The following is a 15,619-nucleotide window of genomic DNA, read 5'->3' on the forward strand; positions in this document are numbered from 1 at the left end:
ACATCCAGATTCAGCCTCGCACGACAGCGCGAAAAAGGCGATCATCTCAGTAGGGACACTTGCTATAGCGGAAATTGATCTGGCAGCTCAATTCCCGTGGCAACAGAACCGGCGACGCCGCTCTGTATTCTCTACCAAAGAAGATTGAACCGATATGTTCTGTTGTTTGAACACCCAGATATTAGATAAGGTTTGAACGCAAAACTCGTCCTCCGGAATTTGCTGCAACCTAGGAGGTTACATCAAAAAAGAAGGTCATAATCAAGGGCTTTTTCAATCTGTTGTGGTAGCCACAGGAGGCCCCGTGCCTATTTGCCTTGAAACTTCGGGTCTCGTTTTTCGATGAAGGCTGCCATGCCCTCTTTCTGGTCTGTGGTCGCAAACAGCGAGTGAAAAAGGCGGCGCTCGAAAAGCAGGCCCTCCCTGAGACCCCCTTCCAGAGCTCGGTCCACGGCCTCGCGCGCGGCCATGGTCGCGGCCTTGCCATAACCGGCGATGGTGCGGGCGGCGGCAAGCGTCTCGTCCACCAACTTCTCAGCGGGAATAACCCGCGCAACGAGGCCGCAGCGTTCGGCTTCCGTCGCGTCCATCGTCCGTCCCGTCAAGATCATATCCATGGCTTTTGATTTGCCGACGAGTTTTGTCAGCCGCTGCGAGCCGCCCATTCCGGGCATCACGCCGAGCTTGATCTCGGGTTGGCCGAATATGGCGGTATCGGCCGCGAAGATAATGTCGCACATCATCGCCAGTTCGCAACCGCCGCCGAGCGCGTAACCCGACACAGCGGCGATCTTTGGCGTCCGGAAAGAAACAAAGCGATCCCAGGCGGAAAAGAAATCCTCGCCGAACATCTCAGAGAAGGACTTGTCCGCCATCTCCTTGATGTCGGCGCCTGCGGCAAAAGCCTTGTCCGAGCCCTTGAGCACGAAACAGCCGACGCCAGGGTCGCGGTCGAGCGGTGCAAGATCGGCCGCGAGTGCGTACATGATTTCCGAATTCAACGCATTGCGGGCGGCAGGTCTGTTGAGCGTGACGATCACGACACGGTCCTGCTGTTCGATGATGATCGGCTTTTCCACTGGCTTGTTCCTCAGTTTACACGTTTTGGGGGTGACTGCTCACGCGACACCGTCGCCCGACTTTTCCCGCAGGAGATTGATGATACCGGAGAAATCCTTGTCGGCATTGCCGAGATCGTTGAACAGTTGATAGAGTTCAGCAGCTTTGGCGCCAAGGGGGGTCATAGCACCCGTCGCTGCGGCCGCCTCCTGCGACAACTTCAAATCCTTCAGCATGAGTGCTCCGGCGAAACCCGGTTGATAGTCATTGTTCGCCGGCGAGGTGGAAACGGGACCCGGCACCGGACAATAGGTGGTGAGCGACCAGCACTGCCCCGATGAAACCGACGCCACGTCAAAGAGCGCCTGATGGGTGAGACCGAGCTTCTCGCCGAGCACGAACGCCTCACCGACGGCGATCATGCTGATGCCGAGGATCATGTTGTTGCAGATCTTTGCCGCCTGGCCGGCCGTTGCGCCGCCACAGTGGATGATGCGTTTACCCATCGCCGCGAATATCGGCTGGCCCTTGGCGAAAACGGCCTGATCTCCACCAATCATGAAAGTCAGCGTTCCCGCAGCAGCACCGCCGGTACCGCCGGAAACGGGTGCATCGAGAGAAGGGCAATTCTCCGCGGCAGCCATGGCATGCGCCTTGCGGGCACTATCGATGTCGACGGTCGAGCAGTCGATGAGCAGCGTGCCGGAGGGCACGGATACCACCAGTTCCTCCCAGACCGACAGCACGTGTTTGCCGGCTGGCAGCATGGTAATCACGGTTTCGACAGCATCAACCGTTTCGGCAAGGGACGCACATGGGATCACCCCGGTTTCACGCGCCTGCTCCAGCAATGGCTGCGATAGGTCGAAGCCCCTGACCGTGTATCCGGCCTTGACCAGATTGGCCGCCATCGGGCCACCCATGTGGCCGAGGCCGATAAAGCCGATGGATGTCATGTGCGGGGTCCTCCCTCGATCGTTTCGGCAAAAAGCGGATGGGCAGATGGTTGGAAATAGGCTGCGACCTGCGCCTCGGTGACGTCGCCAAGGCTGGCCGGACGCCATTGCGGATTGCGGTCCTTGTCGATGACGGCCGCACGCACGCCCTCGTAGAAATCTTGGCTGCGCAGCACCGCCGCCGTCGCGGCAAATTCCCGCTCGAGGCAAGATTCCAGACTTGCCGTTTGCCGTCCTAACCGCAGCAGACCGAGTGTGACCTTGAGACTGAGCGGCGATTTTGCCGTGAGCACCGCAAGGACTTTTTCAGCGAAAGGGCTTTCATCCCGACGCAGTGCCTCGAAAATCGCCTCCACGGTGTCGAAGCCGAACAGTCGGTCGATTGCCTGCTGATGTGCCTCGAGCGTGCCGGCGGGAGGCGCTTGCGAAAAACCTTGGATGAGTGCGGATATCTCCTCGCCGGCTGCTCCGGCCGGAAGACCCGCCAATGCCTCCGCGAGGGCCGGAAGGCGATCCGACGGGACAAAACTATCTGCAAGGCCAATCAGAATGACATCGGCGGCGCCAAGCGGCTCGCCCGTGAGCGCAACATAGGTACCGAGTTCGCTGTTCTGGCGCGTGAGGAACCAGGACGCACCGATGTCGGGGAAAAAGCCGATGCCGGTTTCCGGCATGGCAAAACGCGTGCGCTCCGTAACGATGCGCTGGCTGCCATAGACGGATATACCAACGCCGCCACCCATGACGATCCCGTCCATAAAGGCAATATAGGGTTTCAGAAAGCGGCCAATCCGGGCGTTGAGGTGGTACTCCTCCCGCCAGAAGGTTTCCGGCATATCCGAACCTGCCCGCCCGCCGTCATAGATGACGCGAATATCGCCGCCGGCACAAAGTCCTCGCTCGCCCTCACCGGTGACCAGAACCGCGGCGACGGTTGGATCATGCTCGAATTGGTCAAGAGCAGCGTCCACGTCGCGCACCATCTGCAGCGTCAGGCTGTTGAGCGCTTTTGGACGGTTGAGTCGGATGCGACCGAGAGCACCATCGCGATCAACCAGCGTTTGCGGTTCGGGGCTGAGAGAAACGGGGTCAGATATGGAGCGCATGGCCGAGTGCTTTCATAGCGGCTTCCTGGAAGCCTTCGCTGCGTGTCGGATGTGCATGGATCGTCGCGGCGATGTCTTCCAGACGTGCGCCCATTTCGATTGCCAGCGCAAAGGTGCTCGATAGTTCCGACACGCCAGCGCCGACCGCCTGGATGCCGAGAACAAGATTGGTGTCCGCGCGTGCCACCACCCGCACGAACCCGTCCTCGGACAGCATTGTCATCGCCCGGCCGTTGGCGGTAAAGGGGAACAGACCCACCCGGATTTCAAAACCTTGAGCCCGTGCCTCGTCTGGTGAAAGTCCAGCGGTAACGATTTCAGGGTCGGTGAAGCAGACAGCCGGGATACAGTGCTTGTCCCACACTCGCTTCTTTCCCGCAACGATTTCGGCAACCATCTCGCCCTGCGCCATGGCGCGGTGCGCAAGCATCGGCTCGCCGGTGATATCGCCGATGGCATGGACACCGCGCATCGATGTCCGGCAGCGCTCGTCGATGCGCAGGAATCGTCCGGCGCGGTCGAGGTCGAGCTCTTCCAACCCCCATCCTTCGGTGCACGGCTTGCGACCGACGGTCACCAGAACCCTGTCGGCGGCAAGCCGCTGCTCCTCGCCATTCGCCGACTCGACCAGAAGCGCAAGGCCCTCATCCGAAAGCCTCTTGGCCTTGGCACCGGTCAAGACCCGGACGCCCAGCTCGCCCAGGCGCTTGGCGACGGGTTTTACAAGTTCCGCATCATATTGCGGCAAGAGCTGCTCCGTCGCCTCCACGACCGTCACCTCGGACCCCATCTTGGCGAAGGCGGTCCCGAGTTCCAGCCCGATATAACCGCCGCCGACAACGATCAGCTTCTTCGGGACTGCTTTCAGCGACAAGGCCTCGCTCGAGGATATGACTGGCCCGCCGAAGGGAAGCGATGGCAGTTCAACCGGCTCGGAGCCGGTCGCAATCACTACTGTCTCGGCGCGGATCACCTGTGAGCCCGTTTCCGTCTCGACCTCGACTGTCTTGCCGTCCCGGAACCTTGCCTTTCCATGCACGATCTTCACCTTGGCCTTGCGCAGCAATCCGAGCACGCCGCTGTTCAATCGGCCGACGATGCCGTCTTTCCAGGCGACCGTCTTGGCGAGGTCGAGTTTCGGGGCCTCGACGCTGATCCCGAGCGGGCTTTTTGCGCCGGCCATATGGCTGACCCTCTCGAATTCCTCGGCCGCGTGGATCAGCGCCTTGGACGGAATGCAGCCGATATTGAGGCAGGTGCCCCCGGCCTTGGCGGCCTCGACGATGACGGTATCGACCCCGAGCTGCCCGGCGCGGATGGCGCAGATATAGCCACCGGGGCCGGCGCCGATGACGAGAAGTTTGCAGGCGATCTCTTTCATGGGCATCAGCTTTCGATGAAAATCAGCGCGGGGGTTTCGAGCAGCACCTTGAGCCGCTGGACGAAGGTCGCTGCGTCCCAGCCGTCCACGATCCTGTGATCGAAGCTTGACGAGAGGTTCATCATCTTGCGCGGAATGAATTGGCTGCCGTCCCACACAGGCCGCGTCATGATCTTGTTGACGCCAACTATTGCCACTTCCGGGTGGTTGATGATCGGCGTCGTCGCAATGCCGCCCATGGCGCCGAGCGAGGTGATGGTGATCGTCGAGCCGGAAAGCTCTTCGCGCAGCGCTGAGCCTGTTCTGGCGGCTTCCGCGAGCCGCACCAGTTCAGCCGCGCAATCCCAGATACTGCGAGCTTCCGCGTGGCGAACCACTGGGACGGTGAGGCCTGCCGGTGTCTGGGTGGCGATGCCGATATTCACGGCACCATGGCGAGTGATCATGCCGGCGTCGTCGTCGAAAGTGGCGTTGACACCAGGTTGCTCGCCGATTGCCTTCACCATCGCCCGCATCAGGAAGGGCAGGATCGTCAGCTTCGTCTGGTTCGGCTTGCGGCTGCCGTTCATGGTTGCCCGCAAATCCTCGAGATCCGTGACATCGATCTCCTCTACATAGGTGATGTGGGGGATGCGCGAGGTGGCAAGCACCATCTTCTCGGAGATGCGGCGGCGCAGCCCTGTGACCTTGATCTCCTCGACGGCCGTCTTCTTCGCAAGGCCAGCCGGCGTTGCAGCAGGCTGATGAGTACCGCGGGCAAGAAACTGGTCGAGGTCGTCATGGGTGATGCGTCCCGCCGGCCCCGTGCCCGACACCTGGCGCAGATCGATGCCGCCCTCCTGCGCACGAAGGCGGACGGCTGGCGAGGCAAGCGGCTTTTCCGCCGGCGTCTGTACCTCGAGCCGTACGACCGGCGCGGCATGGGCGGGTGTCTTGCTCTCAACCGGCGGCGGGCTCTCCACCGTTGCGACGGGGGATTGCTCCTCAGCCGGCTCGATGGTCACCGTTTCCGGCATTGGGGTTGCCGAGGCCTCGCCCCCCTCGCCTGCCACCTTGATGCGCAGCAGCGGCGCCTTGACGGCAACCGTATCGCCAATGTCTGCCCCAAGCCACAGAACCGTGCCTGTCACCGGGGAGGGAATCTCGACCGTAGCCTTGTCGGTCATGACGGCGGCAAGCACCATGTCTTCGCGCACGGGATCGCCCGGCTTCACATGCCATTCGACGAGCTCTGCCTCGGCCACGCCTTCGCCGACATCCGGCATCTTGATGGTGAATTCACCCATGGTCACGCCTCCATGACTTCAGCGAGCGCGCGTCCGACGCGGGCGGGGCCGGGGAAATAGTCCCATTCCTGCGCATGCGGATAAGGCGTGTCCCAGCCTGTCACGCGCACGACCGGCGCCTCCAGATGATAGAAGCAATGCTCCTGCACCAGCGCCACTACCTCCGCACCGAAGCCGGATGTCAGGGTCGCCTCGTGCACCATGACACAGCGGCCCGTCTTTGCGACAGATTGAACGATCGTGTCGAGATCGAGCGGCAACAGGCTGCGCAAGTCGATCACCTCCGCGTCGATGCCCATCTCCTCCGCGGCAGCCAGCGCGACATGGACCATGGTGCCATAGGCGACAACCGTCACTGCAGATCCCCGCCGCCGGATTTCTGCCTGGCCGATCGGAATGCTGTAGTGACCTTCCGGCACCTCGCCCAACTCATGCTTGGACCATGGTATCACCGGCTTTTCGTGATGACCGTCGAAGGGCCCGTTGTAGAGGCGCTTGGGCTCAAGGAACATCACCGGGTCCGGGTCCTCGATAGCCGCAATCAGCAGCCCCTTGGCATCGTAAGGATTGGAGGGGACGATGACCTTCAGGCCGCAGACATGGGTGAACAACGCCTCCGGGCTCTGGCTGTGCGTCTGGCCGCCGAAAATGCCGCCGCCGGTCGGCATGCGCAGGACGATCGGGCAGGTGAAATCGCCGTTCGAGCGGTAGCGGATGCGGGCGGCTTCCTGAGTGATCTGGTCATAGGACGGGTACATATAGTCGGCGAACTGGATCTCGACGCAGGGTTTCAAGCCATAGGCTGCCATGCCGATCGCCGTGCCGACAATGCCGCTTTCGTTGATCGGCGTATCGAAGCAGCGGGTCTTGCCGTATTTTGCCTGCAGCCCTTGGGTGCAGCGGAAGACGCCGCCGAAATAACCGACGTCCTCGCCGAAAACGACCACATTGTCGTCGCGTTCCATCGAGACGTCCATCGCACTGCGCACGGCCTCGATCATTGTCATTCTGGCCATGTCAGTATCCTGCTTTCTGCCGCTGGCGGCGAATATGCGGGGGCATCTCGGCATAGACGCCCTCGAAGATATCGCGCACTGAAGGCCTTCCGCCGGCATGCAGCGTGCCATGCACTTCAGCCTGCTTCTGCGCCTGGATCACTTCGTCGAGGATTTCGGCTTCCGCCTGCACGTGCCGTTCCTCAGACCAGACACCCTTCACGATCAGGTGCTTCTTCAGGCGAAGGACGGGGTCACCGAGCGGCCAGGCCTCGGATTCCGTCTTCGGGCGGTAGGCGCTTGGGTCGTCGGAGGTCGAATGCGCGCCGACACGATAGGTGACATATTCGATCAGCGTCGGCCCGAGATTGCGCCGGGCGCGCTCGGCCGCCCAGCGCGACACGGCATAGACGGCGAGATAATCATTCCCATCGACACGCAGCGCCGGGATGCCAAAACCAAGACCGCGCGCCGCAAAGGTTCCGGAACCGCCACGGGCGATGCCCTGGAATGTCGAGATCGCCCACTGATTGTTGACGATGTTGAGGATGACCGGTGCCTTGTAGGTCGAGGCAAAGACGAGCGCGGAATGAAAGTCCGATTCCGCCGTCGAGCCGTCACCGATCCAGGCGGCGGCGATCCTGCTGTCGTTCTTGATGGCCGAGGCCATGGCCCAGCCGACGGCCTGCACATATTGGGTGGCGAGGTTGCCGGAGATCGTGAAGAAGCCATGCTCCTTTGACGAGTACATGATCGGCAGCTGCCGGCCGCGCAGCGGATCGCTCTCGTTCGAGAAGATCTGGTTCATCATCTCGACCATGGGGTAATCGTCGGCGATCAGGAGGCCCGCCTGGCGATAGGTCGGGAAGTTCATGTCGCCTTTCCTCAGCGCCTTGCGGAAGGCGCAGCTGACGGCCTCTTCGCCGAGATGCTGCATGTAGAAGGAGGTCTTGCCCTGCCGCTGCGCCATCAGCATGCGGGCATCAAAGGCGCGCAGCTTCATCATGTTGCGCAGGCCGGTCAGCAGTTCCTCGTTCGACAGCAGGCCCGCCCAAGGGCCAACCGCTTCTCCATCGCGGTTCAGGACGCGAATGATCGAATAGGCGAGATCACGGATCTCCTCCGGTGCGACGTCGACTTCCGGGCGCGGCACCGCGCCGGCCTTGGCGATCTTGACGTTGGAAAAATCCGGCTGACCGCCCGGCCGGACGGCCGGCTCCGGAACATGCAGGCTCAATTGCGGGAACTCGGTCATGCCTTCGTTCTTCCTCCCTTTTCGCCCCCGCTCTCCTTGCTCTCTCCCGGAAAACGAGGGCCTTCGTTTCACAGATTACGCGCAATCACGATGCGCTGCACGTCGCTTGTTCCCTCATAAATCTGGCAGATGCGAACATCGCGGTAGATGCGCTCGACCGGATAATCCGACATGTAGCCATAGCCGCCATGGATCTGGATCGCATCCGAGCAGACCTTTTCCGCCATTTCCGAGGCAAAGAGCTTGGCCATCGAGGCTTCGGTCAGGCAGGGTTCCCCGCTTTCCTTGAGTTCCGCGGCATGCAGCACCATTTGCCGCGCCACCTCGATCTGCGTCGCCATGTCGGCAAGGCGGAAGGCGACCGCCTGATGCTCGACGATCGGCTTGCCGAAGGCGATGCGTTCGCGGGCGTAGTCACGCGCAGCCTCGAAAGCTGCGCGCGCCATGCCGACCGATTGCGACGCAATGCCGATGCGGCCGCCTTCGAGATTGGCGAGCGCGATCCTGTAGCCTTCACCCTCTTGCCCAAGCCGCAAATCCGCTGGAATGCGCATGTCGGTAAATGCAATCTGGCAGGTATCGGAGGAATGCAGGCCGAGCTTGTGCTCCACCCGCACGACCTCGTAGCCGGGCGTATCCGTCGGTACGATAAAGGCGGTAATTCCCTTCTTGCCGGCGTCGGGATCGGTGACGGCGAAGACGATGATCACCTGCCCATTCTTGCCGGAGGTGGTGAACTGCTTGGCACCATCGAGCACATAGTGATCGCCGTCGCGGCGAGCGCGCGTGCGCAGGTTGGAAGCATCCGAACCCGCCTGCGGTTCGGTCAGCGCAAAACCGCCGATCCATTCGCCGGAGGCGAGCTTCGGCAGGTACCGCTGCTTCTGTTCCTCCGTGCCGAATTTCAGGATGGGAACGCAGGCGACGGAACTGTGGACGCTCATGATGGTGGAGCACGGGCCATCGCCGGCGGCGATCTCCTCGAGTGCGACGGCATAGGCGACGGTTCCCGTCTCCGAGCCGCCATAGGCCTCCGGCACCAGCATGCCGAGGAAGCCGAGTTCGCCCATCTCCGTCAATTCGTCTTTCGGAAAGGCATGCGAAACGTCGCGCTCGGCGGCTCCCGGCATCAGGCGCTCGCGGGCGAAGTCGCGAGCCATGTCGCGAATTTGGATTTGCTGTTCAGTCAGGATCATCTACCCTCCTCCTCTCCAGCCCGGTCAATGCCGCTCGACGGCGATGGCGGTCGCCTCGCCGCCGCCGATGCAGAGCGAGGCCATGCCGCGTTTCAGCCCATATCGCTCAAGCGCTGCCAGGAGCGTAACGATGACGCGGGCGCCGGATGCGCCGATCGGGTGGCCGAGCGCGCAGGCGCCGCCATGCACGTTGACCTTGTCATGCGGCAGGTCGAGGTCGCGCATCGCCGCCATGGCGACGACGGCAAACGCCTCGTTGATCTCGAACAGATCGACATCCCTGAGGTTCCATCCTGTCCGCTCGGAGAGCTTGTTCAGCGCACCGATCGGGGCAGTCGCGAAGAGATTGGGTGCCTGGGCGTGTGTCGCGTGACCGGCGATGCTTGCAAGCGGCGTGAGCCCTCTGCGATCCGCTTCGGAGCGATGCATCAGCACCAGGGCGGCCGCGCCGTCGGAAATCGACGAGGAATTGGCGGCCGTCACCGTTCCGTTTTCACGGAATGCGGGTTTAAGGGTCGGGATCTTTTCAAGTCTCGCCTTACCGGGTTGCTCGTCGCGATTGACCACCTGCTCCGTCCTTCCGGTCTTCATCGTGACCGGCGTGATTTCGGCATCGAAAAGCCCCTCGTCGACCGCCTTCTGCGCGCGGGTCAGCGACGTCACCGCAAAATCGTCCTGCGCGGGCCGTGTGAACTGATAGGCCTCGGCGCAATCCTCCGCGAAAGTGCCCATCAACCTTCCCTTGTCATAGGCATCCTCCAGCCCGTCGAGGAACATGTGATCAAGGACGCGGCCATGGCCGAGCCGGTAACCACTGCGGGCACGATCAAGCAGATAGGGCGCGTTGCTCATGCTTTCCATGCCGCCGGCGACGGCAATATTCGCGCTGCCGGCCGCGATCAGGTCATGTGCCAACATCACCGCCTTCATGCCGGAGCCGCACATCTTGTTGACGGTGCTCGCACCAGCAGCGAAAGGCAGGCCCGCGCCGATGGCTGCCTGTCGCGCCGGCGCCTGCCCCTGTCCGGCCGGCAGGACGCAACCGAAAACCACTTCCTCGACCGCGTCGGCGGAAACCTGGCCGCGCTCCAAGGCGGCGCGGATAGCCGCGGCCCCGAGCTGCGGAGCGGTCGCATCCTTCAGGTCGCCCTGAAACCCGCCCATTGCGGTGCGGGCGGAACCGACGATGACGATGGGATCATGCATTGTCATTTCAACCTCCCGGAGCCCGCTTCAACGCGGCCCCATGCGCAAGGCTCCGTCCAAGCGGATCACCTCGCCGTTCAGCATTGTATTCTCGCAGATATGGCGTACCAGCGCAGCAAATTCAGGGGGATGTCCGAGCCTGGGCGGGAAAGGCACGCCCTTGCCGAGCGCATCCTGGACCTCCTGCGGCATGCCGGCCATCATCGGCGTTTCGAAGATGCCGGGCGCGATCGAAACGACGCGGATGCCATGGCGGGCGAGTTCGCGGGCGATCGGCAGGGTCATGCCGACGATGCCGCCTTTCGACGCCGCATAGGCGGCCTGCCCGATCTGTCCGTCGAAGGCTGCAATGGAGGCCGTGTTGACGATGACGCCCCGCTCACCTTCGCTGTCCGGTTCCTCATTCTGGATGACTGAGGCCGCAAGGCGGATCATGTTGAAGGTACCGACGAGATTGATGCCGACCGCGCGGACGAAATTTTCGAGACGATGCGGGCCATCGCGGCCCAGCACCTTTTCGCCCGGCGCGATCCCCGCGCAGTTTACCAGACCATGCAGATGACCGAAGGTCTCAAGTGCTGCCTTGACCGCGGCAAGGCCGTCCGCTTCGCTGGACACGTCGGTGGGGACAAAACGGGCGCTCGTTGGTCCCAGCTCGGCGCTGACCCGTTCACCGGCCTCAAGGTTGACATCGGCAATGATGACGCGGGCGTCGGCCTCGACCAGCATGCGGGCGACGGCGGCGCCCAAGCCAGAGCCGCCACCCGTTACCACAAAGACCTTGCCGGGGATCAACATGACGGTCCGCTCCCGTTTCGAGCAGATGCGGGTGCTGATTTTCGATCCATCATGCAGCCCTCCCCTGCCGCGTTTCGTTGATGGTACCTGCTTTTCGGCAGCATTGTCTTGCAGGACTCTACGCTGACAGGGTATTGCAATCGATGACAGAACTGTCCTTCATTTTTTGGCCAGTTTTGCCATGTGGGAGGAGCGATCATGGCAGATGCGGACCGGCGGATGATCTCACCCTCTTTCGTGGAAGAGGCGCTGGATTGTCTGCGGCGGCAGGGCAAGCCGACGGAACAGCTGCTCGCGTCACTCGGTCTGCCGCCGGTGGTCGACAGGCCGATTTCAGCGGAGGCTTATGGCGCCCTTTGGTTGGCGGTCGCAGCCGAAGTCAATGACGAATTCTTCGGCATGGGCGGACGGCCGATGCGCAGCGGCAGCTTCACGCTGCTTTGCCATTGCGTGCTGCATGCGAAGACCCTGGAACAGGCGCTACGGCGCGCCTTGCGCTTCCTCGGCGTGGTGCTCGAAGACCCGAGCGGCGAACTCGTCATCCGCGACGGGCTGGCCGAGATCGTGCTGACGGACAAGGGCGAGGCCCGCTCGGCTTTCGCTTACCGGACCTACTGGATTCTGCTGCATGGCATCACCTGCTGGCTGGTCGGGCGCCGCATCCCGATCCGCAGGGTGGATTTCCGCTGCGCCGAGCCACAGCAGGGCGCGGACTACCGATTGTTTTTCGGGGCGCCGGTGCAATTTACACAACCTGCCAGCCGTCTCGCCTTTGATCGCGCCGTGCTGAAGCTGCCGATCGTGCGCACGGAGCAGGCCTTGAAACAATTTCTCCGCGGCGCACCCGCCAATATTCTCGTGCGTTATCGCTACGACGCAGGTCTGGCTGCCAGCGTGCGCAAGCGGCTGCGGCAAGCGACGCCTTCCAGCTGGTCCGGCTTCAGCGCAATTGCCGCACAGATGAAGATGTCGCCATCGACGCTTCGCCATCGCCTGCAAAGCGAAGGACAAAGTTATGCCGGCATCAAGGACGAGATCCGCCGCGATCTTGCGATCGAAATGCTGCTCCATGGAAAGAGCAGTGTCGGAGAGATCGCCGCGCAACTCGGCTTCTCCGAACCCAGCGCCTTTCACCGGGCCTTTCGCAAATGGACATCGAAGAGCCCGGCCGCCTTCAGGCGCGAGACGGGTTCGGTTGCCGCTCTACCCGAAAGTTCGGAAATAGATAGCAAAAGTCACAAGATTTCGTCACGCGATGTTACCTAAAATCAAGCAGCCGGGCGATTTTGCGCAACGCTTACATTAAACGAGTTAATGCAAACATTGGTGAACATATGCCGGCGATAAGCAATCCCGGAAGATGAATCGCCAAGAGAGTGAATATTGGCCTGATATAATCGTGGTGTTCCGACGGAGCATCGAAGCGCCCAACCACAAGAATCTAGGCGAGGCGATTCTTGTCAAGGAATACACCTTCAGCGAAACGGGATGCCGTTTAACGGATTGATTTCAGGCTTCCCGGACGCTTTCGTAAGCCGAGGCTTGCGCTGCTTTTATGAATTTTCGGTCGAAGGTGACAAACTCTTCGCAATGGGCCGACTTGCAGAGGTGCAGGGCATCGGCAAAATCCATTCCCTTCTCTGCGAGATCGAAAGCAACAGCAACGATTGCCGCCTCCTCGACCGTCACGGTGGGCAGCCCGCCAAAAGCGCGCAGGGCACGGGCAACGTCTGGTCGACCGTACCCGTAGGCGCTGCGCAGCACCCATTCGACTTCCAATATTACTGTAGCGGCGACAAAAACTGCCTGCCCGTTGACGAGCTCACGAGCGCGGGGAGACTGTTCAGGGTGATCGCCCGTCAGATACCGGGCGATGAGATTGGTATCAATCGCGATCATGGCGGCGTCGAGCTTCGGCCAGTACGCCGGCCTCCATATCCTCCGGAGTCTTCGGCTCACCCCTGAAACGGAGCATGCCAAACACATCATCCGGTCGCGTTGGCGAGAATGCGGGTGCCTGCTTCAACAATACACCTTCGGGGGTTTCCTCGACAATCAGCCGAGTACCGGCTTCCCAGTCCCGCCGCTGTCGGATCGCCTTCGGCAGGATGACCTGTCCTTTGGTCGAAACGATCGTAGTCAGGTTTTCAGCATGAGCCATCGGTCGGAGTCCCTGCAGGTAAGACAAGCGTAAGATAGTCCCGTCGACTTCGATATTCAAGGTGAATAATGCTGAGGCTTCACTAGTTTCGCGCCAACGAGGTAGCTTCTTGACATTGATGTGATAACCCCAGTTCCTTGTAGCTATCACCTATTGACCATCAACCACCGGCATTCGGCTGGTTAACTATGCCAAGACCCGCTAAAATCTCCTTTGGTATCCAAATACGCCCCGTCACACGCACTCGATTGTTAAATAATATATAACCCATTGAAATCACTGGAAAATTCATTCTGGCCGCGAACAAGCTCCGACGTCTGGATCGTCAAAAAGCTACGCTATTGATTTTAAAGGGAAAATCGCCGAGAAATTTTTCAAGATTTGGCCATCTATCGGGACAGTCGGACGACTTTGATGTCATCGGGTCTCGGCACCGGCTGCATTGATAGTCATATCGTGAAAAGGCGTGGTTGCCGCGTTGATGGGAATCGAACTGCGGGCCCTCAGCGTTTTCTGTGTTAGAAGCAAATACCTCAAGGTGCCAACGCAGAAGGTGCGAATGGTCTTTTAAACGAGCGCATTGGCCTAGGCCTCACAGGCCCGCAATCTGGTTGGCGTGAAGGTCAAGTTTTGCGTTGACCATTGCTAAAATGCCATCAGATTTATTCACCTGATATTTTCACCGAATCCCTCAAAGATAGCGCCCCTGCAAAAGCTCCGTTTACCGATGACTCTGCAATTTCGCCAAGCCGTAATCGTCCCGCATATCAAGATAGCAACGCTCGGCGCTCTTGCCTGTGCCGTTGGGGCGATCGCAGCCGTTTGCGTAATAAGCTTGCTTATTCCCGACCGTCCGTTTTGGGCAGAATTGACCGCCGTGGCGTCAATAACGGCAGCTGTTTCATTTCCGCTTCAATTTGCGCTTTGTCTACGCAACGAAGCGCTTCGTGAGATCCAAAATGAACTTCAGCACGCACTCCGTCATGATCCCGTCACGGGTACACTGCGCGCCAACGCATTTGCGACCTCGGTCGAGCATGCGATAGACCGCAGGCGCCTGAGCACTGCTGAAAGCCCGGATGGCGTCATGCTCGTTCTCAGGGTCGGCAATTTCGATGAGATCGGTCGTCGCTATGGCCCGCAATGGGCAGATACGCTGCTTCAATCGATTGTTCGGATCGTACATTCTTCCGTGCGCTATGGTGATCTCGTCGCCCGCCTTGCCTCCGACGAACTCGGGATCTATCTGCCAGGCACAACAACGGAAAACGCCAGAGACATCTGCGAGCGCATCCGCGCGCAGATAGACGAGACCACCTTCACAGCCGGGCAAGAGCGCCATATATCGGTGACGGTGCGGCTTGGCGGTACCAGGGTCGGGGACCAGGCCGACTTTCAGGCACTCCGCGAGGCAGCTAACCACGCCGCCCTTGCGGAGGAAGAGGCTGGCCCCCTCCTATTCCGGGAGCTGTTTTCGTGACAGGGAGGCTTTCGGGCCTGCTCTGCGGGGCGTCGCCTTATCCTGTACAGGAGCGCGGAATGTACCGCGGAACCTATGAAGCCCGCGCCGCCGGTGACAAGAATCCGCGTGCCCCCGTCCCCATCACGCAGTCCCTTCGAAAACGGTTGCATTCGCCAAAAGCGGTGCATTTCGGTCCTTCGCAGATATCATCACGCGGTCGATATTGGCGGATCATTCGATGGCGATTTCGGGATCATCAAAGCGGACAGCCCGGTCATGGTCAGGCGAGTAGAAGTCGGTCACTTTGTATAAGACCTCCGTATCCGGCTCCAGCGTGACGAAGCCGTGCACAAAGCCCGCCGGCACCAGGATCTGATTGCCCTTCTCGGCCGAGAGTTCGATACCGACCCATTTGGCAAAGGTCGGCGAGCCGCGGCGAAGATCGACAGCGACGGCAAAAACGCGCCCCGGACGACCCGGACGAGCTTTGCCTGCGCGCGCGGCGGGAGCTGATAGTGGAGTCCCCGCAGGGTGTCGGTTTTGGCCGAATAGGAATGATTGTCCTGCACGAAGGTTGTATCGATCCCCTTCGCAGCGAAGGTGGCCGTGTTGTAGGTTTCGGTGAAGAAGCCGCGCTCGTCTTCATATCTGCGCGGCGTCAACTCATGCACGCCGTCATGCAGTTTCTCCCGTTGCCATTTCCACGCACCACCCACCGCGGCCACGCTCGGACCGAGAATACAGGAGGGGACAGATCA

Annotated in this window: 14 protein-coding genes and 1 pseudogene; 2 read left to right on the forward strand and 13 right to left on the reverse strand. The window is 61.0% G+C overall.

The window, feature by feature from the left end; genetic code table 11:
* Positions 1-308: 308 nt before the first annotated feature.
* The 10 genes from ACSQ2W_RS21525 to ACSQ2W_RS21570 form a co-directional block, all read right to left on the reverse strand.
* Positions 309-1,079 (reverse strand): enoyl-CoA hydratase, encoded by a 771-nt coding sequence (locus tag ACSQ2W_RS21525; RefSeq protein ID WP_436088232.1) that lies wholly within the window; start codon positions 1,077-1,079, stop codon positions 309-311.
* Between the two features lie 39 nt (positions 1,080-1,118).
* Positions 1,119-2,015, reverse strand: coding sequence for a 3-hydroxyisobutyrate dehydrogenase (gene mmsB / locus ACSQ2W_RS21530; protein WP_436088233.1), 897 nt, complete (start codon positions 2,013-2,015; stop codon positions 1,119-1,121).
* The gene (locus ACSQ2W_RS21535; protein ID WP_436088234.1) at positions 2,012-3,121 is read right to left on the reverse strand and encodes an enoyl-CoA hydratase/isomerase family protein; all 1,110 of its coding nucleotides are present in this window, start codon (positions 3,119-3,121) and stop codon (positions 2,012-2,014) included. The genes mmsB and ACSQ2W_RS21535 overlap by 4 nt, the downstream gene beginning before the upstream one ends.
* Positions 3,105-4,502, reverse strand: a complete 1,398-nt coding sequence (gene lpdA, locus ACSQ2W_RS21540) for a dihydrolipoyl dehydrogenase (protein WP_436088965.1) — start codon at positions 4,500-4,502, stop codon at positions 3,105-3,107. The genes ACSQ2W_RS21535 and lpdA overlap by 17 nt, the downstream gene beginning before the upstream one ends.
* Before the next feature lie 5 nt (positions 4,503-4,507).
* Positions 4,508-5,788, reverse strand: coding sequence for a dihydrolipoamide acetyltransferase family protein (locus ACSQ2W_RS21545; RefSeq protein WP_436088235.1), 1,281 nt, complete (start codon positions 5,786-5,788; stop codon positions 4,508-4,510).
* A 2-nt stretch (positions 5,789-5,790) separates the two neighbouring features.
* Positions 5,791-6,804: an alpha-ketoacid dehydrogenase subunit beta gene (locus tag ACSQ2W_RS21550; protein WP_436088236.1), complete on the reverse strand. Its 1,014-nt coding sequence runs from the start codon at positions 6,802-6,804 to the stop codon at positions 5,791-5,793.
* A 1-nt stretch (position 6,805) separates the two neighbouring features.
* Positions 6,806-8,038, reverse strand: a complete 1,233-nt coding sequence (locus ACSQ2W_RS21555; RefSeq protein WP_436088237.1) for a 3-methyl-2-oxobutanoate dehydrogenase (2-methylpropanoyl-transferring) subunit alpha — start codon at positions 8,036-8,038, stop codon at positions 6,806-6,808.
* A gap of 68 nt (positions 8,039-8,106) precedes the next feature.
* Entirely contained in the window at positions 8,107-9,234 is a 1,128-nt protein-coding gene (locus tag ACSQ2W_RS21560; RefSeq protein ID WP_436088238.1) for an acyl-CoA dehydrogenase family protein, read from the reverse strand.
* Positions 9,235-9,258: 24 nt separating this feature from the next.
* Positions 9,259-10,446 (reverse strand): acetyl-CoA C-acyltransferase, encoded by a 1,188-nt coding sequence (locus ACSQ2W_RS21565; protein WP_436088239.1) that lies wholly within the window; start codon positions 10,444-10,446, stop codon positions 9,259-9,261.
* 21 nt (positions 10,447-10,467) lie between these two features.
* Positions 10,468-11,238, reverse strand: coding sequence for a 3-hydroxyacyl-CoA dehydrogenase (locus tag ACSQ2W_RS21570; RefSeq protein ID WP_436088240.1), 771 nt, complete (start codon positions 11,236-11,238; stop codon positions 10,468-10,470).
* A gap of 198 nt (positions 11,239-11,436) precedes the next feature.
* Here ACSQ2W_RS21570 and ACSQ2W_RS21575 point away from each other — a divergent pair, with 198 nt between their 5' ends.
* A complete protein-coding gene (locus tag ACSQ2W_RS21575; RefSeq protein ID WP_436088241.1) occupies positions 11,437-12,504 on the forward strand; it encodes an AraC family transcriptional regulator in 1,068 nt (355 codons plus the stop codon).
* Between the two features lie 243 nt (positions 12,505-12,747).
* Here the strand turns inward: ACSQ2W_RS21575 and ACSQ2W_RS21580 are convergent, their stop codons facing one another.
* Both ACSQ2W_RS21580 and ACSQ2W_RS21585 read right to left on the reverse strand, forming a co-directional pair.
* Positions 12,748-13,137, reverse strand: coding sequence for a type II toxin-antitoxin system VapC family toxin (locus tag ACSQ2W_RS21580; protein WP_436088242.1), 390 nt, complete (start codon positions 13,135-13,137; stop codon positions 12,748-12,750).
* Positions 13,124-13,399, reverse strand: coding sequence for an AbrB/MazE/SpoVT family DNA-binding domain-containing protein (locus tag ACSQ2W_RS21585; protein WP_436088243.1), 276 nt, complete (start codon positions 13,397-13,399; stop codon positions 13,124-13,126). Before ACSQ2W_RS21585 ends, ACSQ2W_RS21580 begins: the two co-directional genes overlap by 14 nt.
* A gap of 727 nt (positions 13,400-14,126) precedes the next feature.
* Here ACSQ2W_RS21585 and ACSQ2W_RS21590 point away from each other — a divergent pair.
* On the forward strand, positions 14,127-14,879 hold the full coding sequence (locus ACSQ2W_RS21590; protein ID WP_436088244.1) for a GGDEF domain-containing protein: 753 nt from the start codon (positions 14,127-14,129) through the stop codon (positions 14,877-14,879).
* A 123-nt stretch (positions 14,880-15,002) separates the two neighbouring features.
* On the opposite strand, the pseudogene rfbC reads toward ACSQ2W_RS21590, so the two are convergent.
* Positions 15,003-15,544: pseudogene (gene rfbC / locus ACSQ2W_RS21595) on the reverse strand (dTDP-4-dehydrorhamnose 3,5-epimerase).
* Positions 15,545-15,619 lie beyond the last annotated feature (75 nt).

Origin of the sequence: Pararhizobium sp. LjRoot255 (assembly GCF_964252905.1) — a bacterium.
GTDB lineage: Bacteria > Pseudomonadota > Alphaproteobacteria > Rhizobiales > Rhizobiaceae > Pararhizobium.

Coding starts and splice junctions, on each gene's coding strand:
- mmsB (WP_436088233.1), bottom strand. CDS start 2,015: ATGACATCCATCGGCTTTATCGGCCTCGGCCACATGGGTGGCCCGATG.
- ACSQ2W_RS21535 (WP_436088234.1), bottom strand. CDS start 3,121: ATGCGCTCCATATCTGACCCCGTTTCTCTCAGCCCCGAACCGCAAACG.
- lpdA (WP_436088965.1), bottom strand. CDS start 4,502: ATGAAAGAGATCGCCTGCAAACTTCTCGTCATCGGCGCCGGCCCCGGT.
- ACSQ2W_RS21545 (WP_436088235.1), bottom strand. CDS start 5,788: ATGGGTGAATTCACCATCAAGATGCCGGATGTCGGCGAAGGCGTGGCC.
- ACSQ2W_RS21550 (WP_436088236.1), bottom strand. CDS start 6,804: ATGGCCAGAATGACAATGATCGAGGCCGTGCGCAGTGCGATGGACGTC.
- ACSQ2W_RS21555 (WP_436088237.1), bottom strand. CDS start 8,038: ATGACCGAGTTCCCGCAATTGAGCCTGCATGTTCCGGAGCCGGCCGTC.
- ACSQ2W_RS21560 (WP_436088238.1), bottom strand. CDS start 9,234: ATGATCCTGACTGAACAGCAAATCCAAATTCGCGACATGGCTCGCGAC.
- ACSQ2W_RS21565 (WP_436088239.1), bottom strand. CDS start 10,446: ATGACAATGCATGATCCCATCGTCATCGTCGGTTCCGCCCGCACCGCA.
- ACSQ2W_RS21570 (WP_436088240.1), bottom strand. CDS start 11,238: ATGTTGATCCCCGGCAAGGTCTTTGTGGTAACGGGTGGCGGCTCTGGC.
- ACSQ2W_RS21575 (WP_436088241.1), top strand. CDS start 11,437: ATGGCAGATGCGGACCGGCGGATGATCTCACCCTCTTTCGTGGAAGAG.
- ACSQ2W_RS21580 (WP_436088242.1), bottom strand. CDS start 13,137: ATGATCGCGATTGATACCAATCTCATCGCCCGGTATCTGACGGGCGAT.
- ACSQ2W_RS21585 (WP_436088243.1), bottom strand. CDS start 13,399: ATGGCTCATGCTGAAAACCTGACTACGATCGTTTCGACCAAAGGACAG.
- ACSQ2W_RS21590 (WP_436088244.1), top strand. CDS start 14,127: ATGACTCTGCAATTTCGCCAAGCCGTAATCGTCCCGCATATCAAGATA.